Origin of the sequence: Cupriavidus pauculus, assembly GCF_008693385.1 — a bacterium.
In the GTDB taxonomy this organism is placed as follows: domain Bacteria; phylum Pseudomonadota; class Gammaproteobacteria; order Burkholderiales; family Burkholderiaceae; genus Cupriavidus; species Cupriavidus pauculus_D.
On the sequence record NZ_CP044067.1, the window covers coordinates 1,031,009 to 1,057,307 of the forward strand.

The following is a 26,299-nucleotide window of genomic DNA, read 5'->3' on the forward strand; positions in this document are numbered from 1 at the left end:
GGGAATGTCTTTTGCCCGAGGCGGCTACGTCGCGCTCGGTCTGATGGCTGCCGCCGCGATGTCCGCGTGCGGCGGCAATCAGTGGGCCGCGCCATCCACGAACGCCGCCTCGGCCGCGCCGGGCTGGCTGCATGTGGTGCGGCGCGATGCCTATGACGGCGTGACCGACGATCTGGTCACCGGCGGACTCGGCGCCGCCGGCGTCAGTGCGGCCACAACGCTGTATCGCGATCCGGCCGCGCCGACCTACGCCGAACTGCGGCGCGCGGTCATCAAGCGCCCGCCCTCCGCCGCCAATGGCTTTGGCCGGCTGTTCGGGCCGAACGTCGATCCGGCCACGGGCCGCGTCGCGGGGACGGGCCGCGTGGCTGGCGACGAAGTGCTCGCCTATGCCGACGATGGCAGCGGTACGCAGATGGCGGGATTGCTGCTGCAGGTGCCGGCGAGTTTCGACGCGCAACGCGCGTGCCTCGTCGCCATTGCCACGCCGGGCAGCCAGAACGTGCTCAGCGATATGCTGCGGGCCGGGTACTGGGGCTTTACGCATGGCTGCGCGGTGGTGTGGGCCGACAAGGCGCTCGGCGCCGGCGTGCATGACATCGATGCTGGCCGTGGCGTCGGCATCGACGGGCAACTCGTATCGCGCGGCGCGCGGCTGATGCAGCAGGACGATGCGGCCACGCGGAAGATTGCCGCCGCGTATCCGAACCGGCTCGCGTACAAGTGGGCCGATGCGGGATGGACGCAGGAAGCGGACTGGGGGCCATCGGTGCTGCGCGCGGTGGAGTTCGCGCTGTTCGAGCTCGGCCAGCGCAAGTGGCCCGCGGGGGCGGTGGTCACGCGCGCCAATACGCGCATTATCGCCACGGGATTCTCGAATGGCGGCGGTGCGGTGTTGAAGGCGGCGGAGCAGGATACGCGCCATCTGCTCGACGGCGTGGTCGCGATGTCGCCGCAAATCCTGCCACGCAATGCCGCGCACACGATCTTCGACAAGCTCACGTTCACGAACCTGTACAACGCCTGCGCGGCGCTGGCGCTGCCCGACACGCCCGGGGCGTCGGGGCTGACGCATGCGGCCAACCGCTGCGCGTCGCTGGCCGACGCGGGGCTGCTGCAAGCGAAGACCACGCGCGAGCAGGCACGCGAGGCGCTCGACAAGCTGCACGCTTATGGCATGCAGCCCGAAGCCGACGCGCAGATCGCGGGCGGCGCGCTGGCCGAGCAGAGCACGCTGGGCCAGGCGAGCCAGTATGGGCGCTTTACCGCGGGCGATCATCTGTGCGGGCTCAGCTTTGCATCGGTCGATGCCGCGGGGCGTCCGCGCAGGCCCACGGCCACCGAGGCCGCGCAATGGTACGTGACGCAGGCCGGCGGTACGCCCGATGGCACGGTCGTGACCATGATCAACGACGCCGATCCGGCGGGGCCGCGGAAATCGTCGCTGTCCACGTCGGCCTCCACGGGGCGGCAGGATTACAACTTCGATGCGGCGATGTGCCTGCGCGAGTTGTCGGTCGGCACGTCGGCCAATGCGAAGCGCGTGCAGGCGGGGCTGCAATCGGTGCTCGCGACGGGCGATATCGGCGGGCTGCCGACGCTGATCGTGCATGGCCGCGCGGATCCGGTGGAACCGCCGGACTTCACGAGCCGCCCGTATGTCGGGCTGCATTCGCTGGTATCGGGCGATGCCGCGAACCTCCGCTATATCGAGGTCACGCGGGCCACGCATGGCGAGCCCGGCGCGACGGCGACGGGGCTCGTGCCGCTGACGCCGTATCAGCTGCGCGCGCTGGAGGCGATGTGGGCGCATCTGGCGAATGCCACGCCGTTGCCGCCGAGCCAGGTCGTGCGGACATCCGCGCCGAGCGGGATGGCTGGCGGCAAGCCGCGGGTGGAAGCGGCCGATCTGCCCGCGATCTCATCGTCGCCCGCGGCGGGCGATCGGATCGTCGCCGTGCGTGGCGTGGTGAAGGTGCCCGACTGACGCGAGCCGGCGTTATCGCGACAGCCTGTCCAGCAGGCTGTACCACGCAACGCCCGCGCCGATATAGCACCGTTGCAAGCCGTGGAACGGGAACGGTGCGAGCGGCGACACGGGATACGGAAACACCGCCGTTTCCCGCGTCAGCCGCTCCGCCACGTGCTTGCCGAAGCTCGTGCATAGCGCGATGCCCCGGCCATTGCAGCCGACCGCGATGGTGATGCCCGGCGCGGGTTCGTGGACATGCGGCATGAAATCGCGCGTCACCGCGATGCGGCCGGCCCAGTGATATTCGAACTGGAGCGGCCCCAGCTGCGGAAACAGCAGCGCCAGCGCGCGCTCGAGGTGGGCGAAATCCTTCGGCCTGCGCGGATCGGCGAATGCGCCGCGACCGCCGATCAGCAGCCGGCCCGTATGGTCCTTGCGGAAATACAGCAGCAGCCGCTGCGAAGTCGCCACGGTCTCGCCCCGCGCGAGGATGGCCTGCGCGGCCTGGCCATACATCGGCCGCGTGGCGACGATAAAGCTGTTGGCCGCCAGCAGCGTTTGCCGCAAACCCGGCCACAGGCCATCCGAATAGCCATTGGTGGCGATGACCACATGCGACGCCGTCACGCGCGCGCCCGTGGCCATCGTCGCGATCCAGTTGCCGTCATACCGTTCGAGCGCCGTGACCGCGGTGCGCCCATGGATCGCGGCGCCCGCACGCTGCGCGGCGGCAGCGAGTCCGCGTGCGTACGCGAGCGGCTGGATGGCGCCCGCGCGGCCATCGCACCAGCCACCGGCGAAGGCGCGTGTGCCGACACGCCGCTCGATATCGGCGCGATCGAGCATTTCCACGGGCACACCGCGCCGCTGCCACTGCCGCGCGCGCGCATGCAGCGCGGGCACCGAGCGCGGGCCATAGGCAAGCTGCAGCCAGCCCTGCCTTACCGGGTGGCAGTCGATGCCGTGACGCGCGACGAGGTCGAACACGAGATCGGCCGAACGCGATACCGCATCGATGAGCGCCTCCGCGCGCTCGCCGCCGAGGTTCTGCACGAGCTCGTCCGGATCGTGCTTGAGCGACGGATTGACCTGACCGCCATTGCGGCCCGACGCGCCCCACCCCGGTTCATTGGCATCGACGACGCAGACATCGACGCCGCATTCGCGCAGATGCAGCGCGGTGGAGAGTCCCGTGTACCCCGCGCCGATCACGAGCACGTCCACAGCCCTGGCGTCGTACAACGGCGGCGTCGGGAGGGCGGCGGGCGCGGTGGCGGCCCAGAGCGAGTGCGTCGCGAGCACCGAGGTGCGCGGCATGCCGTGGGATGCGTGGACGGGAGAGGAAGCGATCATGGTGCGACGTGGAGGGTGACGTGCATGGCGACGTGCATGGCGACACCGACGCGGGCGGGTAAGCGAATGCCGAGCGAGTCTAATGGCAGGGGCGCGATCGGTAAACGTGCTATTTCAATCGCATACTGATTAATTTGTAACGGGTACGGGCCATTGCCTCCCCGCGCAAATCCGAAACGATGCCGCGCGTAGCGAAGCGTTCGGGGATCCGCGCGCGACGTTGCGGGCCGTTGCACACAGCTGTCATATGCGGTTCGTAGGCTCGGTCGAACCTTCTTTCGACGGGATCCGCCATGCCTCCTCCGCCGTCCGTTCACTCGCCCGCGGCCAGCCGCGCGCATAGCCTCGACCAAAGCGCCGAGATCCAGCCGCTGCACGACGCGCCTTCCAAACCGCCCCCCACGCGCCTGCCCGCGAAAAAGCCCGCGGCCGATGCGTCGCTGTCGGGCCTGTCGGGACCGCCGCCGCGGCCACGCGACGCCGCGACACCTTCGTTCGCGCGGCGGGCACTGGGTGGCCTCGGTTTGGCGCGCCTGGAGAAAGCCCCCGATCTCGAGGCGGGCACCGCCGGCACGGGCACGGCGCGCTCGGCGGTTGGCACCACGGTGGCGTCTTACCGCAATACCGATACGGACGCGCTGCTGGGCGACCTGCAGCGCGCGATCGGCGAATGCCGCGAACGCGACGTCGATCGTCATCAGGCCGCGGATCTCGTCAATACGCTGCGGGTACAGCGGCAGGACGCGTCGGTGAGCAACAGCACGCTGATGTCCGGCGCCACGCAACGCAGCAACGACTGGTATCACGCGCAGGGGCTGACCGATGCGGATATCAGGCAGGTGCACCACGCGGCGTTCGTGTCGGGGCTCATCTATCCGAGCGCGGGACTGGTCTCGAACCTGCTGCAGTTCTTTGCCTCGCCGTTCCTGTCCGCGGGCACGGGCAAGCCGTGGGCCGGCACCGGGCTCGGGCTGGGTGTCGCCGGCCTTGCGCAGACGCCGATGTATGCCGCGCAGCAGCCCGTGGTCGTGCAGTTCGTCGAGCATACGGCCGAGCGCAACGGTCCCGTGATTCAGGTGGACAAGGCGAACGTGCATCACAAGGAATGGCTGCCCGAGATCGCACGCCGCGCATCCGCGCAGGCGGAGGCGCTCGACAATGCATCGAAGGCGTTCGGGCGGCAGCTCGATGCGATTGCCGCGCGCGTGCCGGGTAGCGCGGACGGCAAGACCAGCGAGCAGCTGGCTGCGTGGTTGCACGCGAACGACACGGACGCGGACGTGGTACGGCTACGCGAATCGGCGCAAGCGTTCTCCGAGGCGTTGACCGCGATGCGCGATCTCCACGAAGGCGTGCTGATGACGCAGGCCGGGCACACGCGGCAGCATATCGGTAACCGCCTTCAGTCCGTCTCTCGCGTGATGCGGCCCGTGTTCCAGAGTCTGATGGGGCTGGCATCCGGCGTGCCGAGGGATCAGGCCGCGACGATGGCCGCGCACGTCATCGGGTCGCACGTCATCGGGTCACATGTCATCGAGCGCGTCGCACGGCTCCATCCGATGTCGATCGCGACGATCCAGGCCATGGGGGCGCTGGCGCTGACCGGCGTGCAGCATGTGTCGGCGGGCTATGACGAGGTGGCGAAGGTCGATTACAAGAACGCGCTCAACCTGATCTATGGGGACTTCTTTACCGACGCCGGCAAGGCGCGCGTCGATGCGGGCAAGACGATCGGGCCCGAGGATATCGATGAGGGCAAGCTGCGCGGGCTGATTGCCTCGCCGGCGCAGTCGCTGGTCAAGCGCGTGACGAAGTCGCTCGACGACGTCATCAGGCAGACCGAGGCGGAACGCGATGCGGCACCGGCGGGCAGCGAAGCGCGGAAGGGTCTCGAAGCGAAGCTCGGCGTACTGGAAGCGGACAAGGAAAAGCTCAAGGCGAACGACTTGACCGGGTTGTCCGCCGACGGGCATGCGCGGGCGACGCTGGCGTCGAATACCGAGGCGCTGCTGCCCGGCGTGTGGCGCGACAGCAAGCGCAACCTCAATGCCGACGAGATCAGGACGCAGGTGGCGCAGCGGGTCGGCCAGACCTATCACATGGGCGTGCTGGGCAGCTTTGCGTCGTCGTCGATCGGACGGGTGGCGGCGGCGGTGGTCGGTGGATCGTCGAAGCTCAAGACGTCCTATATCTCGGGATTTTCGGCACTGGGGTTCGGGCTTGGGGCGATTGCCGCCTACAGCCAGGGCACGACCACGACGATCAAGAACCATGGGAAGGAGGCGGACGACAAGCTGTCGCTGGGCCAGCAGACGTTGTATGGCGCGATGGCGCTGCCGATCGACGTCAAGGGGCGTCTGGCGGCGGCGGAAGCGAACGGGCGCGCGGCGGTGGCGATGGAGCGGGTGGCGAGGCAGATCGAGATGGCGGAGGTGGTGCTGGGATCGGGAGACCGCGGGAAGCGCGATTGATCGCTACGTACGCGGTTCCCCCAGCGCCCGCATCAGCTTCGTCACCACGCGTTCGGCCTCCGCCTGCGTGCCGATATTCGTAAAGCCCAGCAGCAGTGCGCGCCGCCCCGGCGCGCCACGGCGCCAGCCCGTCAGCGCATGAATGCCGAAACCGGCCTCATGCGCGACGCGCGCCATCGCAATGTCGTCGCGGTCCTCGGGGACGTCGAGCAGCAGATGCATGCCGCCGTCCTCGAGCCGCACGCGAAAGCCGTGCGGTTCGTAGGCGCGCAATGCGTCCGCCAGCAACGCCCGGCGGCGCGCGTAGAGCGTGCGCATGCGCTTGATATGCCGCGAGAAATGGCCCGCGGTGATGAACTCCGCGACCGCCGCCTGCATCAGCTCCGGACAGCCGCCGTAGGTCGCGCGCGCAATCGCGGATTCGAATGCCTCCACCTGGCTCTCGGGCACGACCACATACCCAAGCCGCAGCCCCGGAAACATGACCTTGCTCAGCGTGCCGCAGTAAATCACGCGCTGGCCCGCATCCAGACTCTTGAGCGCGGGCAGCGGATGGCCGCGATAACGAAACTCGCCGTCGTAGTCGTCCTCCACCACCCATGCTCCATTCCGCGCGGCCCAGTCGAGCAACGCCACGCGCCGCTGGAGCGTGAGCGCCACGCCGGTCGGACTCTGGTGCGAGGGCGTCACCACCGCAAGACTGGCGTCGGGGTGACGCGCGATGCCGTACTCGACATCGATACCGCAGTCGTCCACGGGCACGAAATGGGGTGGCACCCCCAGCCTCCGCAGCAGTTGTCCCGTCGGCGGATAGCCCGGCGTCTCCACCCACGCCCCATGCGTGCCCTGCAGCGATAGCGCATTGACCGCCAGTTCGAGCCCCGCCGTGTAGGCCGGCACGACGAACACTTGCGACGCCCGCAGGGCGATGCCGCGCGAACTGTGCAGATACGTGGCCAGCGCCTCGCGCAGCGGCGCATAGCCGGCCGGTGCCGGGCGATTGAGCGTATTGACCTGCCGCACGAGTCCCGTCATCAGCCGCGTCCACAGCTTGCGCGGAAACTCGTCGAGCGCGGGCACGCCAAGCTGGAGCATGGCGGGCGCCCCGCCGCCCGATTCCAGCACGACTTCGTTGGTGTCCTTCAGCGCCGCATACCGGGGGGCACGCGGCGCCGGCAGCTTGCCGGCCGTGGCGGTTTTCTTCGCAGCCCGCGCCCGCGACGGCGCCGCCGTGATGTGCTCGGCGACGAACGTGCCGGCCGGACCGCGCGCAACCAGGTAGCCCTCCCCCAGCAACCGGTCGAACGCCACCTGGACGGTGCCGCGCGCCACGCCCAGTTCCTCCGCGAGCGCGCGCAGCGAGGACACCCGCTGGCCCGGTTTGAGCTGGCCGGTCTCGATCATGGCGCGGAACCGGCCGTAGATCTGGGCGTGGATGGTGGAGGGCTGCGGCGAACCTGGAGTGGAGGATCGGGTGGAAGGCATGGCCTAGTCGAAATAGAGATTTATGTGCCTGTCGGCTGTGCCATCGGTCGACGACACTTGAGCCTACACCAACCAGCAACCTTCAGCACCATGGCCACACAGATCACCTTGCAGCATGCCGAAACGGACGCCGAACTTGCGGCCTGTTTCGGGCTCGTGCAGCAGCTTCGCCCCCATCTGCGCTCGGCGCAGGAACTGGTCGAGCGCACCGCCACGCAACGCGCGCAGGGCTATCGCCTGCTCGTGGTGTGGAACGCGGGCCGCCCCGTCGCCGCCGCCGGCTACCGCCGCATGGACAACCTGATCTACGGTCCCTTCGTCTATGTGGACGACCTGGTCACCGACGCCGGCGAACGCGGCCGCGGCTATGGCGAGCAACTGCTCGAGGCGGTTGCCGAGATCGCGCGTGCCCAGGGTTGCGCGCAGCTCGTGCTCGACACGGGACTGGCCAACGCGCTGGCCCAGCGCTTCTACTTCCGCGCCGGACTGCTGTCCCGCGGCCTCCACTTCTGCATGGAACTGCAATGAAACCGCTCGAACTCCTGCTGCTCGATTGCAGCCCGCGCCGCGAGACCTCGACCAGCCGGCATCTGACCAACCAGTTGCTGCCCGCGCTGACGCGCCGCTTTGGCCGGCCCGTGCACGTGACCCAGCGCCATCTCGGCGTCAGGCCCCTGCCGGCGATCACCGCGGAGTACGCGGAGTCTCTCGTGCTGTCCGGCGACGAAGCGCGCGCGCGTTATGGCAACCAGCTTGCGGTGTCGGACGAACTGATCCGCGAACTCGATGGGGCCGATGTCGTGTGGATTTCCACGCCGGTGCACAACTTCACGGTGCCCGCCGTGCTCAAGAACTGGATCGACCATGTGGTGCGCCGCGACGTGACGTTCGTCACGACGGAGGCCGGCAAGGTCGGCCTGCTGCGCGACCGCCCGACGTTCGTGGCGGTGACCGCTGGGGGCGCGATGTTCCGGGAACCGGCGATCCAGCCCGATTTCTTCCGCCCCTACCTCACGGCCGTGCTGGGCGTGATCGGTCTCAAGGACATTACCTATATCCCCTCCACGAAGCTGGCGATGGTCGATGTACCGCTGGCCGCCGTGGAAGAGCATGTGCGCCGCTATCTCGCGGACGCGCAGCCCGAAGCCTGATTTTTCGTCACCCAACCTCTCTGGAGAAACATCATGAATGCACCCCGTCTGCCGTGGAACACGCTGGCACCCGTTCAATACAAGTCGCTGGCGGCCGTGAGCATGGCCAGCGCAAAGTCCTCGCTTGGCCCGGTACTGGTCGAGCTGGTTCAGACCCGCGTGTCGCAGATCAACGGCTGCGCGTACTGCCTGGACATGCACGTGCGCGATCTGCGCAAGGCTGGCGAGTCCTGGAAGCGCCTGAATGTGTTGTCGGCCTGGCGTGAAGTGCCGAATCTGTTCACGGCGAAGGAGCAGGCCGCCCTGGCGTGGGCCGAATCGCTGACGAACCTGCCGGCCGGATTCGACGACCGCAATGCGGAATTCGAGGCGCTGCGCGCACACTTCACCGAGCAGGAGATCGTCGAGCTGAGCTGGACCGTGGCGGCGATCAACGCGTGGAACCGCATGGCGATCGGCATGCACCAGCCCGTGGACGACACGCCGATCGAATGATCGTATCGGGCGTTGCTACCCAGATTTCATTTTCGAACGGCGTTATGGGTGGGTAGCCGCGCGGGCCCGGGGGCGTCGCCTAGGATGAAGACGGTCCGCGGTCTGACCGCCCTTGGGAGAACGAAGATGGAACTGAGCAGCAGTGACACCGGCGTGGTATTCATCGATCCGCAGAACGATGTGCTCAGCGAGCACGGCGTCAACTGGGGAGCCGTAGGCGCGAGCGTCCGGGAGAACGGGACGATCGGCAACATGGAGAAGATCTTCAAGGCGGCGAAGACCAGGGGCTACGAGGTCTTTATCTCTCCACACTACTTCTACCCGACCGACGTCACGTGGAAGATGAACGGGCCGCTCGAGGCGATGGAGGCCGAGAACCGCAGCTTCGCGCGCGCGGGGGTGCTGAATCTGAAGGGTTTCGAAGGTTCCGGTGCCGATTGGCTGGAGACGTTCAAGCCTTATATCGACGACGGCAAGACCGTCGTGGTCGGCCCCCACAAGGTGTTCGGTCCGCAGACCAACGACCTGGTCCTGCAGTTGAGAAAGCGCAAGATTTCGAAGGTGATTCTCGGTGGCATGCTTGCCAACATGTGTGTCGAGTCTCACCTCCGTCATCTGATCGAGGAGGGATTCGAGGTCGCGGTCGTGAAGGATGCGGTCGCGGGTCCCCGTCATCCCGTCTGGGGAGACGGCTACGCCGCGGCCCTGGTCAACTATCGGTTCCTGGCCCACCAGGTCCCGACCACGGACGAAGTCGTGGCCGCGATGTAACGCCAGGCCGTCAAAGCGCGCTGATCTCCTTGGCCTTCACGATCGCGCTCCAGCGATCGTAGTCCTTGTTCAGGCGCGCCTGCATCTGCTTGCCGTCCTGGAACGACGCGATGGCGCCCGCCGTCACGAGCTTCTGCTGAAGCTCCTTGTCGGTGGTCACGATGTCGCGCGTCTCGCTGGTCAGGCGCTCCACGATGGACTGCGGCGTGTCCAGCGGCACGATCAGGCCGCCCCACGAGTCGAAGTCGAAGTTGGCGAAACCCTGTTCCGACACGGTCTTCACGCCCGGCAGCAGTACTTTCGCGTTCGGCGAGCTCAGGGCGATGGCCTTCAGCTTGCCCGCGCGGATATGCGGCAGCGCGGCCACCACGTCGGCGAACATCACGCCAATCTGGCCGCCGAGCAGGTCCGACACGGCCGGCGCGCTACCCTTGTACGGCACGTGCTGCATGTCGAAGCCGCCGAGGTCCTTCAACTGCTCCATGGCCAGGTGGCCAAAGCTGCCGGTGCCCGAGCTCGTGTAGTTCAGCGGCGTCTTGCTGGCCTTCGCAAAGCGGATCAGGTCGGGCAGCGTTTCCACCTTGGGCACCACCGCCGGATTGATCACGATCGCCATCGGCAGCACATACACGGTGGCCACCGACAGGAAGTCCTTCTTCACGTCGTATGCGTTGTTCTTGTACATCAGCGGCGCGAGCAGCGCGGGCATGCCGAACATCGACAGGTTGTAGCCGTCGGCCGCGCTCTTGATAAAGCCCGCCGTACCGATCGAGCCCGACGCGCCGGGCTTGTTCTCGATGACGACCTGCTGGCCAAGACGCTCCGACAGCTTCTGCGCAAGGATGCGCGCGGCGGTATCGGTCGGACCGCCGGCGGGGAACGCCACCACCATCTTGATGTACTTGTCCGGCCAGCCGGCCTTGGCGAACGCGGCGGGCATCACTGCCGCCATCGCGGCAGCCGCGCCGGCCTTGAGCCAGTGGCGGCGCTGCGCGTTGGTCATCGTGTCGGTGGTGGTGGTCTTCATGGTCTTGTCTCCTTGCTTGTTGCTTGTCGATCGTCGCTGTTCTGGTCAAATGACGCCGTCGGCGCGCAGCGCCGCGATGGCATCGTCGTCGAGCTGCAGCAGCTCGCTGAATACGGACTGCGTGTGTTCGCCCATATGCGGCGGGGGCATGCGCACGGGCATGCGCGCGCCATCCATGGCGTACGGCGGGGCCAGCACGGCCTGCGGGCCCGCTTCGCTGTCTTCGAACCGGTGCAGCAGCCCCGCCTGCGCGGTGCGTTCCGATTGCAGCGCCTCGAGCATGCCGAGCACTTCGCCGCAGGGGATGTTGGCGGCATTCAGGCGCGCCAGCAGGTCCACGCGCGAGAAGCTGCGCAGTACCGAGCGGAGTTCGGGCAGCAGCACGTCGCGATTGGCGGAGCGCGCGGTATTCGTGGCAAAGCGCTCGTCCTCGGCCCATTCCGGACGGCCGATCACTTCGCGGCAGAAGCGCTGGAACTGCCCGTTGTTGCCGACGGTAATCACGAGCGGGCCGTCGGCCGCCTCGAACACGCCGTAGGGCACGATCGACGGATGCGCATTGCCGAACTTCGGCGGCTCGGCATCGCGCAGCATCGCTTCCATGCCGTAGTAGGACGGAATCATCAGGCCGCAGTCGTAGAGCGCCATCTGCACGTGGCGGCCACGGCCCGTGGCCTGCCGCGCGAACAGCGCGGCGAGAATCGCCTGCGCCGAATACATGCCCGTGAACATGTCCACCGCGGCCACGCCGAACTTCAGCGGGCCCTGCCCCGCTTCGCCATTGGTCGCCATCACGCCGGACTCGCCCTGCACGACGAGGTCGTAGCCGGGACGCTCGGCTTCCGGCGACGCGCGCGAGTAGCCCGAGATCGAGCAATACACGATGCGCGGGTTGATCTCGCTGAGCTGTTCGTAGCCAAGGCCGAGTTTCTCGGCACCGCCCACCTTGAAGTTCTGGATCACGACGTCGCTCTGGGCGACGAGCCGGCGCACGAGCGCCACGCCCTGTTCGTTCTGCAGGTCGATGGTGACGGACCGCTTGTTGCGGTTGGCGCTGTTGAAATACGAGGTATTGCGCGTGCCGATGCGGATGCCCCAGTCGCGGGTATCGTCACCGCGCGCGGGATGCTCGACCTTGATGACGTCCGCGCCGAGGTCGGCCAGCGCCATCGCGCACATCGGTCCCGCGAGCACGCGCGAGAGGTCCAGGACGCGTACCCCCGCGAGGGGCAGCACGGCCGTCGATTGTTCGTTGCCTGGTGATTGCATTGCAGATTGTCTCCCCGAACCCACGCGGATCCAGGTGGCGGTCCGGTTGTCTTGTTCAGCAGCGATTGTGTATATGTTCTTTATGTTTGACAATTGCTACGTAAATTCACCATATACGACAACTCAGAGTTGACAATGGACCAGACCGCGCTGTCTCTGCTCGTAGACATCATCGATGCCGGCAACCTGAGCCGGGCCGCGAGTCAACTCGGCATGAGCCGGGCCAATGTCAGCAAGCGGCTCAACCAGTTCGAGCGGCAGTTGGGCGCCGAACTGCTTCGGCGCAGCACACGGCAGCTGGAGCCGACCGAGCTCGGCTGGCAGCTGTACGAGCATGGACGCGCCATCCGCCATCAGCTGATGGCCGCGCAGGAATCGGTGCAGAGCCTGGGCAAACGGCTCAGCGGCACGGTGCGGCTGAGCGTGCCGAGCGGATTCGGGCAGCACACGATGGCCGCCTGGTTCATGGAGTTCATGGCGCTGTATCCGGCCATCACGCTCAACGTGATCTTCGACAACGATATCGAGGACCTGATCAAGGGGGCGGTGGACTTTTCGGTACGCGTGATGGGCGAGGCACCGACGCATGCGGTCGCGCATAGCCTGGGCGACGTGGAGTACGTGGCCTGTGCCACACCGGCGCTGGCGCGCGAGAGCGGCATGCCCCGCACGCTCGACGAGTTCGGCGATCTGCCGCTGATTACGTCGGAGCTCACGGGGCAGAAGCTGCTGGCGGCCGGACGGCCCGGGACCGCCGGCGGGCAGCCGCAGATCCACCCTCGCCTGACGTCGGCGAATTTCTTCTTTCTGCGCGATGCGATCCTGCAGGGGCTCGGGGTCGGCCTGCTGCCCCGCTATATGGTCGCGCGCGATATCGAGGCGGGTACGCTGCTGCGATTGCCGCTGCCGCCGAAGGATCTGGCATTTCTGCGGACGACCATGTATCTGCTGTATCTGCCGACGCGCTACCAGACGCGGGCGGTGACCACGCTGATTGCGTTTCTGCGGGAAAAGGCCGCTGCCTAGGTCGATACCACGACACCGCGCCCGACGATTCGGCATACCATGCGGCTTACCCCGAACTTGTCACTGGAACGGATGAAAACACTGGGCCTCATCGGCGGAATGAGCTGGGAATCCACCATCCCCTATTACCGGCAGATCAACGAAACCGTCAAACAGCATCTGGGCGGCCTGCATTCGGCACGCATCGTGCTCTATAGCGTGGACTTCCACGAGATCGAACAATTGCAGCATGCCGGGCGATGGGACGAGGCGGGCGAGCTCGTGGCCGATGCCGGCCGCCGGCTCGAGCGGGCCGGCGCGGACGCGCTCGTGCTCTGCACGAACACCATGCACAAGGTGGCCGCGCAGATCGAAGCTGCGGTCGATGTGCCGCTGCTGCATATCGCCGATCCGACCGCGCGCGCCATCCGGGCTGCCGGGCTGTCCCGTATCGGCCTGCTGGGCACGCGCTTCACGATGGAGCAGGCCTTCTATCGATCGCGGCTGGAAGAAGCGCATGGCTTGCGGGTCGTGACGCCGCAGGCGGAAGATCGCGAAGCGGTCCATCGCATCATCTACGAGGAACTGTGCCTCGGCGAAATCCGCGACGCGTCGCGCGACACCTACCTGTCCGTGATCGAGCGCTTGAGGAACGACGGTGCGGAAGCCATCATCCTCGGCTGCACCGAGATCTCGCTGCTGATCGCGCCGCGGCACATGGAAGACATGCCGTTGTTCGACACCACGCGGCTGCACGCGATTCACGCCGCGGAGTGGGCGCTGGCGGCCTAGGTCGTTGCCACGCTTTACACCCGGACCGTTTGCTGGCAGCATCGGTCATCCGATTTCGAATATCTTGCCCAACACTCGCCATGCTGGTTAGCGCAATCCAGGCCCTCGTTCATTCGATGCGCATGCCCCCGGAAAGTTATCCCCCCGGGCGGTGAGGGCTTTTTGCTTTCAGAAAAGGGACGCCACGGCGTCCCTTTTTTTATTGGAGCGGCAATGACATATCGATACATCACGACGCCCATCTACTACGTCAACGACCGGCCGCATCTCGGCCACGCCTACGCGAGCGTGCATGCGGACATCATGGCGCGCTATCTGCGCGCGGCGGGCCGGCAGGTGATGCTTGTCACGGGCGCCGACGAGCACGGCGAGAAGATTGCCAAGGCCGCCATGCGGAACAATGAAGCGCCGGCCGCGTTCGCGGAGCGCCATGCGCGTACGTTCCAGGACGCGTGGCGGCGCCTGGCTGTGGAACCGGATGTGTTCGTCCGCACGACCGCGCCCGCGCATGCGCGCGTCGTCTCCGACTGTCTGGCCCGGCTGTACGAGGCGGGCGAGATCTATCTGGCGGAGTACGAAGGGCTCTACTCGGTGGGGCAGGAGCGCTTTGTCACGGACAAGGAACTCGTGGATGGCAAGCTGCCCGAAGACAGGGAACCCCCGGTGCTGCGGCGCGAGCCCAACTACTTTTTCCGCATGGAGTCGCATCGCGCATGGATGCGCGATCTGCTGCGGGACACGCCCGACCTCATCCAGCCGGCCCAGTACCGCAACGAGGTGTTGAACCTGCTGGAGGCACCCATCGGCGATCTCAGCATCTCCCGGCCGGTGTCGCGGCTCGACTGGGGCATCCCCATTCCGTGGGACAAGGGACATGTCACCTATGTCTGGTTCGACGCGCTGCTCAGCTATGTCTCACCGCTCGGCTACCCCGATGGACAGGCCTTTGCCGATTACTGGCCATCGGCGCGGCACGTGATCGGCAAGGACATCCTCCGCACGCATACGCTGTTCTGGCTCGGCATGACCCATGCGCTGGGCATCGCGCCCTATCGGCGCCTGCACGTATCGGGGCATCTGCTCGGCGCCGATGGCCGCAAGATGAGCAAGTCGCTGGGGAACGGCGTCGATCCGCTCGAGGCCGCCGATACCTACGGCGTCGATGCGTTGCGCTATGCGCTGATTCGCGAGGTCAGCTTCGGCCTCGACGGCATCATCAGCAACGCCGTGATCGCGCAGCGGCTGACGCGCGATCTGGCGGACGACCTCGGCAACCTCGCGTCGCGCACGCTGGCGATGGTGACGAAGTACCGCGGGGGCACGATACCCGCGCCCCACCGGCACGACGCCGCGGAACAGGCGATTGTCGCGCGCGCGGCCGAGCTGCCGGCCATCGTGCTGGCGCTCGTCGATGACATGAAGGTGGGCCGCGCGGTGGAGCACGTGATGGAGTTCGTGACGCAACTCAACGGCTATGTCGCGCGCAGCGCGCCGTGGACGCTTGCCAAGGATGCGGGCGCGGCGGCGCGGCTCGATACGGTCCTGCATACGTTGCTGGAAGGGCTCTACAGCGTCTCCAACCTGCTCGCGCCCGTGATGCCCGGAAAGATGCGGGAATTGCGGTCCCTGCTCGGCGCCGTGGTGGCGCCGGGCTGGGATGTGCCGTGGGGTCGGGGCGTGACGCCGGGCGCCGCCATTTCGGCAGGCATCCTGTTCCGGAAGCCCGCCGTTGTTGACGTTAGCGATATTAGCGACGTTAGCGACATTAGCGCCGTTACGAGTGGCACACCAGCCCGTCCTGCAGCTGCGTGACCTCGAACGCGATATCGCCGGCGCGGCGTTCGCGCGCGTGGGTCAGCGCGCCGCCGCTGCGCCAGTCGCGCACCGCGCGGTCGAGCCATGCGGCGGACGCGCGGTCGTCGGCGCGCATCGTCACCTCGGGGTTGCCCTCGTCGGCGGGCACCTTGTCGCTCAGGCGGCGGTAGAAGCGCCATTCGGGCAGGCTCAGCAGCCGCGCGATGACGACCTCGTCGTCCGCCAGTGCCTGACATTCGCCGGCCATAAAGCCCGCGACCGCGCGGATGGCCGAGGGATAGAGGCGCGGCACGGCGTTCGTGCGCTGGGACAGCGTCGAGAGGTAGGGACTCCCCTGCGGCACGCAGACCTCGCGTTGCGCAAGGTCCCCGGCGCGCGCGTAAGCGCTGCCGCGCAGCACGACCAGCGCGCCGGTGCCGCCTGTGTAGGGGGTCGCCACGGCGTTGGCGCGGACCGCACGCGCGCCGGCCAGATCGAGATCGGCAGTGCCTGCCTGCCATCCCGTGACGATGCGCAGGTTCACGTGCAGGCGGTCGGCCAGATAGCGGGCCGCTGCGACGTCGAAGGCGTCGGGTTCGGGTGGGGATGGCTGCCCCGGAGGCGCGGGCCGCGCATACTCGCGCACGCTGACCACGAGTTCGCCTTTGGCAAGGACAGCCTCGAGGAGCGGACCCGCCGGTGCGCGGGCGCCATGCCACAGCAGTGCGGCCGCGGCCGCCAGCGCGATGGCGAACACCGTGCCGACGGCCAGGCGGCGCGAGCGCGCGCGGGCGTTGGCGAATGTATCGCCGTGCGAATCGGGCCCCGGGTGTCGCGATGGCGGCCAGCCAATCGATGCGTCAGCCATTGAGCGTCAGCCCCCGGCGCCAGCGCGTCAGCCGCCGTTCGATCAGCGCGAGCACGTAGTTCAGCGCGAGCCCCAGCAATGCCAGCAGCAGAATGCCCGCATACATCGTCGGAATCTGGAATACCTCCTGCGAGTTCAGCGTCAGGAACCCGAGGCCCGAATGCGCGCCGATCATCTCGGCTGCGACGAGTGCGGTAATGCAATACGTGCCCGCGAGGCGAATGCCAGTGAAGATCGACGGCGACGCCGCCGGCAGCACGACCTTGGTGAACACGAACCACTGCGACGCGCCCATCGAGCGGGCGGAATCGATCAGCAGCCTGTCCACCTGCCGCACGCCGCTGATCGTGCTCAGCAGCACCGGCCAGAACGACGCCCAGAAGATGATCGCCACCTTCGACGTCTCGCCGATGCCGAGGAACAGGATAAACACCGGAAACAACGCAAACGCCGAAGTCTGCCGGAACAGCTGCAGAATCGGATCGACGATGGCTTCGAAGCGCTTGAACCACCCCATCAGCAGCCCGAGCGTCACGCCAAGCCCGATGGCCGTCAACAGCCCCCACAGCGAGCGCTGCAAGCTGGCCGCCAGATGCTTCCAGAGCTCGCCGCTGCCAATCAGCTGCCAGATGGTCACGATAATCTGCGACGGCGGACTCAGATAGGCCTCGCTGACGATGCCCAGCCGCGGCACGAGCTCCCATAGCGCGAGAAAGCCGACGATGCCGAGCAGGCCGAGCGCGCGATCGCCCAGCGCGGAGGCGCCCGCCGGCTTCAGCGTCACCGGTGCCGCGGCGCGCGCAACGGTCTTCCTGTCGCGGGAAACGCCAACCGCTTCCGCTGCCGCGGACGATTCGATCGTGCTGCTCATGACGACACCTTTGCAATGGCCGGCGCTGCATTGCCGCGCTCGGCCGGATTGGCCGTAGCCCCGAGCGGACGCGGCACACTGGCCGGACTGCCCAGTTGCACCTCGTCCTTGAGAATCTCCCACACCTGCTGCCGCAGCCGCACGAACGCCTCGGAGTTGCGCACCTCGGCGGCACGCGGCCGGGGCAACGGCACGTCGATGATCTCCTTGATCGTGCCGGGCCGCCGCGTCATCACCGCAATACGGTCCGACAGAAAGATGGCCTCGTCGAGGCTGTGCGTGATGAACACAATGGTCTTGCGCGTTTGCTCCCAGATACGCAGCAGTTCGCCCTGCAGGATCTCGCGCGTCTGCGCGTCGAGCGCGGCAAACGGTTCGTCCATCAGCAGTACCTCGGGCTTGTACGCAAGCGAGCGCGCAATGGCCACGCGCTGCTTCATGCCACCCGAAATCTCGTGCGGAAAGCGCTCGCCGAACCCGGTCAGGCCGACGAGATCGAGATACTCCCCCGCAATGCGGCGGCGTTCCGCACGCGCCACCCCGCGAATCTCGAGACCGACCTCGATGTTCGCGAGCACGGTGCGCCACGGAAACAGCGCATATCCCTGGAACACCACGCCCTGCGCGGGATGGATACCGCGCAGCGGCTGGCCATCGACGCTGATCGTGCCGCCCGTGCGATCGGTGAGCCCCGCAAGGATGCTCAGGAACGTGGACTTGCCGCAGCCGGACGGCCCGAGGATCGAGATGAACTCGCCCTCGCGGATATCGAGGTCGAAATCGCGCAGCACGGTGAGCGCTTCGGTGCGGCCCGCATCGTTGCGCACCGCATAGTCCATGCGCACGTCGCGCGCGACGATCTTGTGATGGCGCGGATCGGTCATGCCTTGGCGGGTGACTGTGCGTACGGATTGAACGCGTTGGTATAGATATCCCTGGCCGCGACCTTGCCCTTGGCCAGCTTGCCCTCCGCTTCCAGCACGTCGATGTAATACTGGATCGGCGGCTCCGTCACCACGAGATTGTCGACATATGCATAGCGATCGACGAACTCGAGTTGCAGGTTGATGCGCTTGGACACGAGCTGGCGCGCTTCCTCGGGATGGGCATTGACCCAGTTCGCGGCTTTGGCCAGCGCGGTCACGACGTCTTTCACCGACTCCGGATGCTCGCGAATGAACTTGCCGTGCGCGCTGTACGGCTGCATGCCGCCCAGCCCGCCGTCGAGGTCGAAGTCGCTCCACAGGCGCACGAGCTTGTCCGCATGGTCGGCGCGGCCCGAGAACGGCGCGTGGATGATCGCGAGGTCGGTGTTGCCGGTGGCAAGCGTCTGCTCGGCCTGATCGTCGGGAATCACGACGAAGTTGATCTTGGTGACATCGACGCCCTTCTGGCGCAGGAAGGTCTTGGTCACGAATTCCGCGCAGGCGCCAAAGCTGTTGATGCCGATGGTCTTGCCTTCGAGATCCTTCGGCGCGCGAATGCCGGAGTCCTTGCGCACGAAGTACTTCATATGCGGCGCATCCTGCAGCGTCTTGTTGCCGGCCGCCACCACCTTGATATCGGAACCGCTGGCCACGGCCGAGATCACGAGCGGCACCATGCGCGAGCCGAAGTCGATCTCGCCGGTGCCCGTCAGCGGAATGATCTGCGGCGCGGCGACCTTGCCGATGTACTTGGGCCGCGTATTCGTGCCCTCGAAGTAGCCGAGCTGGTCTGCCAGATACACGAGGTCGAACGTCGGATTGTCCGGATAGCGGAACTCGACCTTCTCGCCGGCCTTGCCGATGACGGCGGGCGCTTCCGGGGTCTTCGCGGCGGCGGCCTTGCCACCGTCGCCGCCATCGCCGCGCGAGCACGCGGCCAGCAACGAACCGGCGGAGCCCGCGAGCGCGAGCGATGCGAGTTGCCTGAGGGCGACGCGGCGGGCGGGCTGCGTGGAGTGAGCTTCGGACATCGACGTGATTCCTGAATGATGGGCAGCATTCAGTATCACGTGCGGCCATATGCCGCACAACGAACGGTTTCGTCTATCGATATGTCGGCCGTCTGCGCGCTCAGCCGGGGACCCACCACTTGTGCAGGCGGCGTGCCGCGCTATCGAGCGCAAACCCGAGCGCACCGATCACGAGCACAGTGGCCAGCAGTTCCGAATAGGCGAGCCGGTCGCGCGTGTCGAGAATGAAGTACCCGAGCCCCGCATTCACGCCCAGCATCTCGGCGGGCACGAGCACGATCCATACGATGCCGATGGCCAGACGCAGCCCCGTCAGCACGTTGCCGAGCACGCCAGGCAGGATCACGCGCCACAGCGTTTCCGCGCGCGTGGCGGCGAGGCTGCGCGCGAGCATCAGCCATCGCGCATCGAGCTGCCGCACACCGGCCGCCGTGGCCAGCAAGATCGGCCAGACACCGGCAAACGCGACCAGAAACAGCACGGGGCGGTCGCCGACGCCCAGCACCATCACCACGAGCGGCATCCACGAGAGCGGCGAGATCATGCGCAGGAACTGGAAGGCTGGCGACAGCGCGGCATCCGCATGGCGCGCGGCGCCGATCAGCAGGCCGAGCGGCACGCCCGCCGCAAGCGCGAGCGCAAGGCCGATGAGCACGCGCCGCAGGCTCACCCAGATATGCACGAGGAAGTCGGGCTGATGGAGCAGCGCCCAGACGCTCTCGAACGTGGGCACCGGCGCAAAGCGCGCGGCCAGGCCGTCGGCGCCGCGCGTGGCCAGCCACCACGCGATGATCAGCGCGGCGAGGCCACCGAGGCCAAGCCGCGCATGCGCCGTGCGCGACCACAGGCTGGGCCGGAGCGTTGCCGCGGTCATGCGAGCATCCTCATGCGGCAATCTCCTCCTGCCGCGTGAACGACTCGGAGACGCCGAACGACTTGAGACCGCCCACCGATTCGATGCTGCGGCGGACGAAGCGGTCATCGACGAGCTCGCGCGCGGCACGCTGCGGGTCCAGCGACGCGAGGAACGCACTGTTGCCCTCGATCATCGTGCCCTTGAGCCGGCGCACGAGTTCCTCCGTGTAGCTCGGATACGGATAAGGCTGGAAGTCGATGCGCTTCTCGTTCCAGTTCGCGTGCTTGATGGCGCCGCTGGCGAGGTAGCGGCCATGATCCGACGGATCGGGCGCCAGCACCTTGCGCAACGCCTCCAGCGAATGCGGCGTGTAGCGGTTGGCGCCCTCTTTCGACAGCAGCGAAGCCGCTTCCGCGCGGTTGTCCTGCGTCCAGCGTTGCGCCTTGACAATGGCGTTCACGACTTTCTGCGACCACTCGGGCCGCTTGTCGAGGTCGTTCTGGTGCATGAACACCACGCAGCACGCGTGGTTGCGCCAGACGTCGCCCGTAAAGCGGAGGATCTTGCCGATCTTGAGCGTCTCCGCGGCGGCGTTGAACGGCTCGGCGACGATATACCCCTCGATCTGCCGCGACGCCAGCGCGGGCGGCATGTCCGAAGGCGCCATCACGGTCAGGTTGACCTCGTTGGCGGCGATGGCGCCCGTCTTGCGCGACACCGGCGTCAGGCCGTCCTGCTTGAGCATCGTCTGCAGGACGACATTGTGGATCGAGTACCAGAACGGAATCGCCACGGTCTTGCCGCCGAGATCGCGCAGCGAATTGACCTGCGGCGCCACCGTGAGGCCCGAGCCGCCCACATGATTCCAGGCCACGACCTTGGCCGGCACCTGACTGCCGAAGCGCGCCCATACCGTCATCGGCGACAGCAGGTGCACGACATTGACCTGCCCCGAGATAAACGCTTCCACGAGCTGGGCCCAGCTGCGCAGCAGCGTGGGCTTTTCCGCGCGCACGCCTTCCTGATCGAAATAGCCGTTGTTGTGTGCCACCAGCAGCGGTGTGGCATCGGTGATCGGCAGATAGCCGATACGTACCGGCGCGTCGGGCTCCGCCGCGGCGCGCGCTTCGAGTGCGTTGAGCAAAGGCAGCGCGCCGCCGGCCGTGAACAGCGCCGACAGCTTCAGCCACTCACGCCGGGACATTGGTACCTGGCACATGATTTCCCTCGTTCGGATGGATGGAAGACGGTGATGTCACGGCGCGGGGGCCGCCGGTTTGCACGAGCTCGCGCAGCCTGCGCACGAGGTCCACGCGCAGCGCGCCCATGGCTTCGACCTGCGCCTCGCGCGGATGCGGCAGCGTGACGTGCCATGTGTGGGCGATACGGGCCGGTTCGCCCGCATGGGCGCCAAGCAGGATGATGCGGTCCGACAGCAGCAATGCCTCGTCGAGATCGTGCGTGATAAGCAGCGTGGCGGGGCGATGGATGCGGACGATATCGCGCAGCAGCGTCTGCATGTCCGCGCGCGTGATCTCGTCGAGCGCGCCGAACGGCTCGTCGAGCAGCAGCACGCGCGGCTGACGGGCCATGCAGCGCGCGAGCGCCACGCGTTGCGCCATGCCGCCCGAGATCTGCGCGGGAAACAGGTGCTTCGCATGCGACAGGCCTACCGCGTCGAGCATGCGCGCGACGCGCTCGTGACGCTCCTTGCGCGTGGTGGCGGGCTGGCGGCGGAAGTCGAGACCGAAGGCCGCATTGTGCTCGACCGACAGCCACGGCAGCAGGCACGCATCCTGGAACGCCACCGCGATATCGGGATGCGGCCCCGTCAGCGCGGCATCGCCCATGCGCACGTGGCCCGACGATCCCGCCTGCAGGCCCGCGAGAACCCGCAGCAGGCTCGATTTGCCCGCGCCGCTCGGACCGATGATCGAGACGATCTCGCCCGCGTGCAGCGCGAGGTCGATGCCGGCGAAGATATCGCGCCCCGCGTAGGACAGCGAGACCGCGTCGGTCCGCAAGAGCGGTGCAATGGGTTGTGCCATGGGCGGTGCGATGGGCGCCGCGTCCGTCCCGCTCATGCGGCTTTCCGCTGGCTGGCCTCCGCGAGCGCCGTGCGCAGTTGCACGAGGCTCGGCGTGACGATCGGCAGGAACGACGCTTCGCGCCAGCGGCGTGCCAGCCCGCCATCGCGGCCGTTCATGTAGCCAGCGCCACCGCGAGCCTGCACTTCCAGCTGCGCGGCCGCGGTGGCCGAATCGACGAGGCCGATGCGCAGCGAGAACAATGCGCGCGGCGCGGTGACGAACGTGCCGGCTTCGATGCCCTCGCCCAGCAGGCGCGTCTGCTCGTCGAGCGTCACGGCCAGCGCATCGAGCTCGTCGCCGAGCACCGAGCGTCCGGCTTCGGCGCGTTCACGCGCACCGGCGATGCAGCGTTGCGCGAGGCCGATCGACATCCCGCATTGCATGCCGAGAAAGGCAGGACGCACGCGCGGCAGATAGTCGTGCGCGTCATCGTGCAGCAGGTAGTCACGCGCGAGCGTGGCGTCGGTAAAGCGCAGCGATGCGGTGCTGCTGCCGCGCAGGCCGACGAGGTCGAGGTCCTCGCTGCGGCTCACACCGGGCGCATCGTGCGGAATCGCGTAGACGCCCGGGCGTCCGGTGCCCGCATCGTCCGCGGCCACCGCCACGGCGAAGTTGCCCGGTATCAGGTTCGTGGCCCACGGCACCACGCCATTGGCCGTCCAGCCCGCCGGCGCGGGAACCAGTTGCGTCTGCAGGGCCTCGATACCGCCGAGGTACTTCATGGCGTTGGACAGCCCCGTCGCGCCCGCGAACGTGCCATCGAGCAACGTGGGCAGCCAGCGCGCGGCCAATGCCTGGTTGGGCGATTGCAGCAGGTATTCGATAAAGACGCGCTGGGCCCAGAACACGAAGCCCGCGGTCTGCGAATGCGCGGCCGTGGCGGCGATGGCGAGCACGGCGTCGGTGGTCGTGCCACCGCTGCCCCCGTGTGCGGACGGCACGCCGACGCGGAACAGGCCGGCACGCGCGAGCGTGCCCAGCAGGTCGGACGGCGCATTGCGGCCGCTGTCCAATGCTTCCGCGTGGGTATCGAGCCAGCTTGCGAGTTCCGGAGAAAGCGTCATGGCGGAGTTCTGTCAGGCGTTGGGCGGCGTCCAGCGATACGGCTCGAGCTGGCTGTTCAGCGGCGACTGCGCGAGGTTGTTGCCGAAATTGCAGAGCGTGGCCAGGCTCACGCCGAGCACGACTTCCAGCGCCTGCTGCTCGTTGTAACCGGCTCGATAGAAGGCTTGCAGATCGGCATCGGGCACCGCGCCACGGTCGCGAATGACCGCGCGGGTGAAGTCTGCCACAGCGTTCAAACGTACGTCGTCCACCGGTGCCTGCGCACGCAGCGCGTCCACTTCCGCCTGCGGCAGGTTCGCCTTCTTCAGCGCGACGGCGGTGTGCCCGGCCACGCAGAAACCGCAACCATGCGTCGCGGCGGCGGTAATCTGCACCACTTCGCGTTCGGCCAGCGTGAGGGAACTGCGCGCATTGATACCCGAGACCGTCAGGTACGTTTCCAGCGCCACGGGCGCGTTGGACAGCGCGGCGATCAGGTTCGGCAGATAGCCGTTGTTGGCGATGGCGCGTTCGATGAACGGCCGGCTTGCTTCGGGGGCCGATTCCAAAGTCTGCAGGGGGAGGCGACTCATGGCATATCCATCAGCGATTGAACATGACCCGAGTGTGGTCGATGATCGCGCGTCCTGCCATGTGCAAACGTATGGAAATCGTGCTGTTTCGTCTGGCCTTATGTATGGGCGATGTATGGAGACAATGCGCTCAGGCGGCCTGCGCGACGGACGCCACATCGGGGGCGTCGGCGTTCGTACGCCGGCGCCACGCACCGGGCCATGCGCCCGTGGTCTTGCGGAACGCCTTCGCGAACGCGGCCTCCGAACCGTAGCCCACGCGCTCCGCCACCTGCGCCACGCTGCGGCGATCGTCGAGCAATCGCGCGGCGATCTTCATGCGCAGCAGCAACAGGAACGCGGCCGGCGTCTCGCCGCACACCGCGGCAAACCGCTTGCAGAACGTCGCGCGCGACATGTGGACGCGCTCGGCCATCGTCTCCACGGACCAGCGCGCTTCGGGATGCCGGATGAGCTCGAGCACAAGCGACGAGAACTCCGCGCTGCGCAGCATCGGCCAGAGCCCGCGCGCCACATCCTCGCGCGCGGCAAGCTCGCGCACCACGTAGAAGAAGAGCAGCTCCACGAGGCGCGCGATCAGCGGCGACGGCTCGGCGCCGGCCTGCCCCCTGCCCGATTCCGCCTCGGCAACGATGAGGTCGAACAGCGCGCGCGTGCCCCGCACCGACGGATCGTCGGCACGCAGCACGAGGTAATCGGGGAATGGCGCCAGCAGCGCCTCGGCAAGGCCCGGACGGAAGTCGAAGAACCCGCAGGCCAGGCCGGTGGACCCGGCCTGCGCGCGGTCGAGCGGCTGCATCGCCGCCTCGGGCCGGCACGCCTCGGCCTGCTCCGACGGGCCCAGATGATGCGGCACATCGCGCAGGAAGAACACCGCATCGCCGGGCGCCAGCCGCAATGGCGGCTCGCGGTCGGGCACATGCAGCCAGCATTCGCCATGCAGCACGAGGTGATACCCCGCGCGTGCGCGCCCCGCCACGGACGCGCGCCAGCTGCCGCAATACTGACCCATGTGGAACAGCGTGGTCTCGAGTTCGAGACTGTTCAGGACCCAATGGATGATACGGTCGGCGCGATCGGACTGAGGCATAGTCCCGTCAGACTAGCCGACCTCCGTACCGCCGCGAACGATCAAGATGTCATGTCGATATACGGAAATCGACAGACGCGTCAGGCCTGCATGGCCATCACGCGCCGCGACGAAGACAGCGAGACCGCGTAGACCATCAGCCCGCCAATGGCCAGCACAAGGCCGACCCAGCCCGTCGACGTCCATCCATACCCCGCGCTGATCGTCACGCCGCCGAGCCACGCGCCGAGGGCGTTCGCCATGTTGAAGGCGGAGTGGTTGAGTGCCGCGGCGAGGGTCTGGGCTTCGCCGGCCACGTCCATCAGGCGGATCTGCAACGCCGGCCCGATGGCGACGATGGTGCCGATGAGCAGCACGTTGGCCGACGCCAGCCATGGATGCGGCGCGGTATAGACGAACAGGCCGAGCACTACCGCGGACCAGGCCAGCAGCCCGCCGATCGTGGGCATCAGCGCCTTGTCCGCGAGCCGCGAGCCGATCAGGTTGCCGCCGACCATGCCGACACCGAACAGCGCAAGCACGAACGGGATGCTGTCCACCGACATATGCGCCACTTCGAGCATGGTCGGCTTGATGTAGCTGAACACCGCGAACATGCCGCCAAAGCCGATGGCGCCGATACCGAGCGTCAGCCAGACCTGCTTGCGCGCCAGCGCCGACAGTTCGCGCAACGGGCTTGCCAGGCGGTCACCGGCCACGAACGGGACCCAGCGCCATACGAGCACCACCGTCAGCACACCGATGGCGCCCACGAGCGCGAACGCGGAGCGCCAGCCGAGCCATTGGCCGATGGCCGCGGCAATCGGCACGCCGATCAGCGTGGCCGTGGTCAGCCCCAGCATCACGAGCCCGACCGCCTGCGCGCGCGCATGCCGCGGCACGAGGCTCGCGGCGACGAGAGCCGCCACGCCGAAATACGTGCCATGCGGAAAACCCGTCAGCAGCCGCGCAACGAGCATCGCGCCGTAATCGGGCACCACCGCGCTCGCGAAATTGCCGATCGCGAAGACGGTCATCAGCGCGAGCAGCAGATTGCGCCGCGGCCATCGCGCGCCGAGCACCGCGAGCAGTGGCGCGCCGATCACGACGCCGAGCGCGTAGGCGCTGATCAGATGCCCGGCCTCGGGAATGGAAATCGAGAGATCGCGCGCGGCATCGGGCAGCAGGCCCATGATGACGAATTCGCCGGTACCGATCGCAAAGCCGCCGACGCCGAGCGCGAGCAGCGCCTTGCGGGAGGTGGCGCGGTCAGGCGTATCGGCCGGGGTGGCGGGGGCGTTCGAGTCTGTGTCGTTTGACTGGTCTGGAGTCACTACCATGAGGGCGAGGAGAGAGAGATCGCGAA

General features: G+C 67.5%; 24 protein-coding genes. 9 read left to right on the forward strand and 15 right to left on the reverse strand.

Annotated features, from left to right (window positions below; all coding sequences use genetic code 11):
* Nucleotides 1-4: 4 nt before the first annotated feature.
* On the forward strand, nucleotides 5-1,987 hold the full coding sequence (locus FOB72_RS22990; RefSeq protein ID WP_191002386.1) for a 3-hydroxybutyrate oligomer hydrolase family protein: 1,983 nt from the start codon (nucleotides 5-7) through the stop codon (nucleotides 1,985-1,987).
* Nucleotides 1,988-1,999: 12 nt separating this feature from the next.
* Here FOB72_RS22990 and FOB72_RS22995 read toward each other — a convergent pair whose 3' ends face one another.
* Nucleotides 2,000-3,289, reverse strand: a complete 1,290-nt coding sequence (locus FOB72_RS22995) for an NAD(P)/FAD-dependent oxidoreductase (RefSeq protein ID WP_223851855.1) — start codon at nucleotides 3,287-3,289, stop codon at nucleotides 2,000-2,002.
* Nucleotides 3,290-3,618: 329 nt separating this feature from the next.
* Between FOB72_RS22995 and FOB72_RS23000 the strand changes: the two genes are divergently transcribed.
* Nucleotides 3,619-5,796 (forward strand): hypothetical protein, encoded by a 2,178-nt coding sequence (locus FOB72_RS23000; protein ID WP_150375002.1) that lies wholly within the window; start codon nucleotides 3,619-3,621, stop codon nucleotides 5,794-5,796.
* Nucleotides 5,797-5,799: 3 nt separating this feature from the next.
* On the opposite strand, the gene FOB72_RS23005 is transcribed toward FOB72_RS23000, so the two are convergent.
* Nucleotides 5,800-7,281, reverse strand: coding sequence for a PLP-dependent aminotransferase family protein (locus FOB72_RS23005; protein ID WP_150375003.1), 1,482 nt, complete (start codon nucleotides 7,279-7,281; stop codon nucleotides 5,800-5,802).
* A 90-nt stretch (nucleotides 7,282-7,371) separates the two neighbouring features.
* Here FOB72_RS23005 and FOB72_RS23010 point away from each other — a divergent pair, with 90 nt between their 5' ends.
* The 4 genes from FOB72_RS23010 to FOB72_RS23025 all read left to right on the forward strand — a co-directional run bounded on the left by FOB72_RS23010 (nucleotide 7,372) and on the right by FOB72_RS23025 (nucleotide 9,698).
* A complete protein-coding gene (locus FOB72_RS23010) occupies nucleotides 7,372-7,809 on the forward strand; it encodes a GNAT family N-acetyltransferase (RefSeq protein ID WP_150375004.1) in 438 nt (145 codons plus the stop codon).
* Nucleotides 7,806-8,432, forward strand: a complete 627-nt coding sequence (locus FOB72_RS23015; RefSeq protein WP_150375005.1) for an FMN-dependent NADH-azoreductase — start codon at nucleotides 7,806-7,808, stop codon at nucleotides 8,430-8,432. The genes FOB72_RS23010 and FOB72_RS23015 overlap by 4 nt, the downstream gene beginning before the upstream one ends.
* A 33-nt stretch (nucleotides 8,433-8,465) precedes the next feature.
* Nucleotides 8,466-8,927 (forward strand): carboxymuconolactone decarboxylase family protein, encoded by a 462-nt coding sequence (locus FOB72_RS23020; RefSeq protein WP_150375006.1) that lies wholly within the window; start codon nucleotides 8,466-8,468, stop codon nucleotides 8,925-8,927.
* A 126-nt stretch (nucleotides 8,928-9,053) separates the two neighbouring features.
* Nucleotides 9,054-9,698: an isochorismatase family protein gene (locus FOB72_RS23025; protein WP_150375007.1), complete on the forward strand. Its 645-nt coding sequence runs from the start codon at nucleotides 9,054-9,056 to the stop codon at nucleotides 9,696-9,698.
* Between the two features lie 10 nt (nucleotides 9,699-9,708).
* On the opposite strand, the gene FOB72_RS23030 is transcribed toward FOB72_RS23025, so the two are convergent.
* Nucleotides 9,709-10,725, reverse strand: coding sequence for a tripartite tricarboxylate transporter substrate binding protein (locus tag FOB72_RS23030; protein ID WP_191002387.1), 1,017 nt, complete (start codon nucleotides 10,723-10,725; stop codon nucleotides 9,709-9,711).
* A 45-nt stretch (nucleotides 10,726-10,770) separates the two neighbouring features.
* Nucleotides 10,771-11,994, reverse strand: a complete 1,224-nt coding sequence (locus FOB72_RS23035) for a CaiB/BaiF CoA transferase family protein (protein ID WP_150375008.1) — start codon at nucleotides 11,992-11,994, stop codon at nucleotides 10,771-10,773.
* Nucleotides 11,995-12,129: 135 nt separating this feature from the next.
* On the opposite strand from FOB72_RS23035, the gene FOB72_RS23040 reads away from it, so the two are divergent.
* The 3 genes from FOB72_RS23040 to FOB72_RS23050 all read left to right on the forward strand — a co-directional run bounded on the left by FOB72_RS23040 (nucleotide 12,130) and on the right by FOB72_RS23050 (nucleotide 15,603).
* On the forward strand, nucleotides 12,130-13,020 hold the full coding sequence (locus FOB72_RS23040; protein ID WP_150375009.1) for a LysR family transcriptional regulator: 891 nt from the start codon (nucleotides 12,130-12,132) through the stop codon (nucleotides 13,018-13,020).
* A gap of 72 nt (nucleotides 13,021-13,092) precedes the next feature.
* Nucleotides 13,093-13,791 (forward strand): aspartate/glutamate racemase family protein, encoded by a 699-nt coding sequence (locus FOB72_RS23045; protein WP_150375010.1) that lies wholly within the window; start codon nucleotides 13,093-13,095, stop codon nucleotides 13,789-13,791.
* A 213-nt stretch (nucleotides 13,792-14,004) separates the two neighbouring features.
* Entirely contained in the window at nucleotides 14,005-15,603 is a 1,599-nt protein-coding gene (locus FOB72_RS23050; protein ID WP_150375011.1) for a class I tRNA ligase family protein, read from the forward strand.
* Here the strand turns inward: FOB72_RS23050 and FOB72_RS23055 are convergent.
* The 11 genes from FOB72_RS23055 to FOB72_RS23105 form a co-directional block, all read right to left on the reverse strand.
* Nucleotides 15,566-16,453, reverse strand: coding sequence for a substrate-binding periplasmic protein (locus FOB72_RS23055; protein WP_150375012.1), 888 nt, complete (start codon nucleotides 16,451-16,453; stop codon nucleotides 15,566-15,568). The two genes, FOB72_RS23050 and FOB72_RS23055, sit on opposite strands and share 38 nt — an antisense overlap.
* Nucleotides 16,446-17,324 (reverse strand): ABC transporter permease, encoded by an 879-nt coding sequence (locus FOB72_RS23060; protein WP_150375013.1) that lies wholly within the window; start codon nucleotides 17,322-17,324, stop codon nucleotides 16,446-16,448. The genes FOB72_RS23055 and FOB72_RS23060 overlap by 8 nt, the downstream gene beginning before the upstream one ends.
* Nucleotides 17,321-18,208, reverse strand: coding sequence for an ABC transporter ATP-binding protein (locus FOB72_RS23065; protein WP_150375014.1), 888 nt, complete (start codon nucleotides 18,206-18,208; stop codon nucleotides 17,321-17,323). The genes FOB72_RS23060 and FOB72_RS23065 overlap by 4 nt, the downstream gene beginning before the upstream one ends.
* On the reverse strand, nucleotides 18,205-19,281 hold the full coding sequence (locus tag FOB72_RS23070) for an ABC transporter substrate-binding protein (protein ID WP_150375015.1): 1,077 nt from the start codon (nucleotides 19,279-19,281) through the stop codon (nucleotides 18,205-18,207). Before FOB72_RS23070 ends, FOB72_RS23065 begins: the two co-directional genes overlap by 4 nt.
* Before the next feature lie 100 nt (nucleotides 19,282-19,381).
* Nucleotides 19,382-20,155, reverse strand: a complete 774-nt coding sequence (locus tag FOB72_RS23075) for an ABC transporter permease (protein ID WP_150375016.1) — start codon at nucleotides 20,153-20,155, stop codon at nucleotides 19,382-19,384.
* A 10-nt stretch (nucleotides 20,156-20,165) separates the two neighbouring features.
* Complete coding sequence (locus FOB72_RS23080; RefSeq protein WP_150375017.1) at nucleotides 20,166-21,356, reverse strand: ABC transporter substrate-binding protein; 1,191 nt, start codon at nucleotides 21,354-21,356, stop codon at nucleotides 20,166-20,168.
* A complete protein-coding gene (locus tag FOB72_RS23085; RefSeq protein WP_223851761.1) occupies nucleotides 21,328-22,221 on the reverse strand; it encodes an ABC transporter ATP-binding protein in 894 nt (297 codons plus the stop codon). Before FOB72_RS23085 ends, FOB72_RS23080 begins: the two co-directional genes overlap by 29 nt.
* Nucleotides 22,218-23,291 carry an acyl-CoA dehydrogenase family protein gene (locus FOB72_RS23090; RefSeq protein WP_150375018.1) on the reverse strand — a complete coding sequence of 358 codons (1,074 nt, stop codon included), beginning with the start codon at nucleotides 23,289-23,291 and terminating at the stop codon, nucleotides 22,218-22,220. Before FOB72_RS23090 ends, FOB72_RS23085 begins: the two co-directional genes overlap by 4 nt.
* A gap of 12 nt (nucleotides 23,292-23,303) precedes the next feature.
* On the reverse strand, nucleotides 23,304-23,864 hold the full coding sequence (locus tag FOB72_RS23095) for a carboxymuconolactone decarboxylase family protein (protein WP_150375019.1): 561 nt from the start codon (nucleotides 23,862-23,864) through the stop codon (nucleotides 23,304-23,306).
* Nucleotides 23,865-23,994: 130 nt separating this feature from the next.
* A complete protein-coding gene (locus FOB72_RS23100; RefSeq protein WP_150375020.1) occupies nucleotides 23,995-24,954 on the reverse strand; it encodes an AraC family transcriptional regulator in 960 nt (319 codons plus the stop codon).
* 80 nt (nucleotides 24,955-25,034) lie between these two features.
* Nucleotides 25,035-26,273, reverse strand: a complete 1,239-nt coding sequence (locus FOB72_RS23105; RefSeq protein ID WP_150375021.1) for an MFS transporter — start codon at nucleotides 26,271-26,273, stop codon at nucleotides 25,035-25,037.
* Nucleotides 26,274-26,299: the final 26 nt, after the last annotated feature.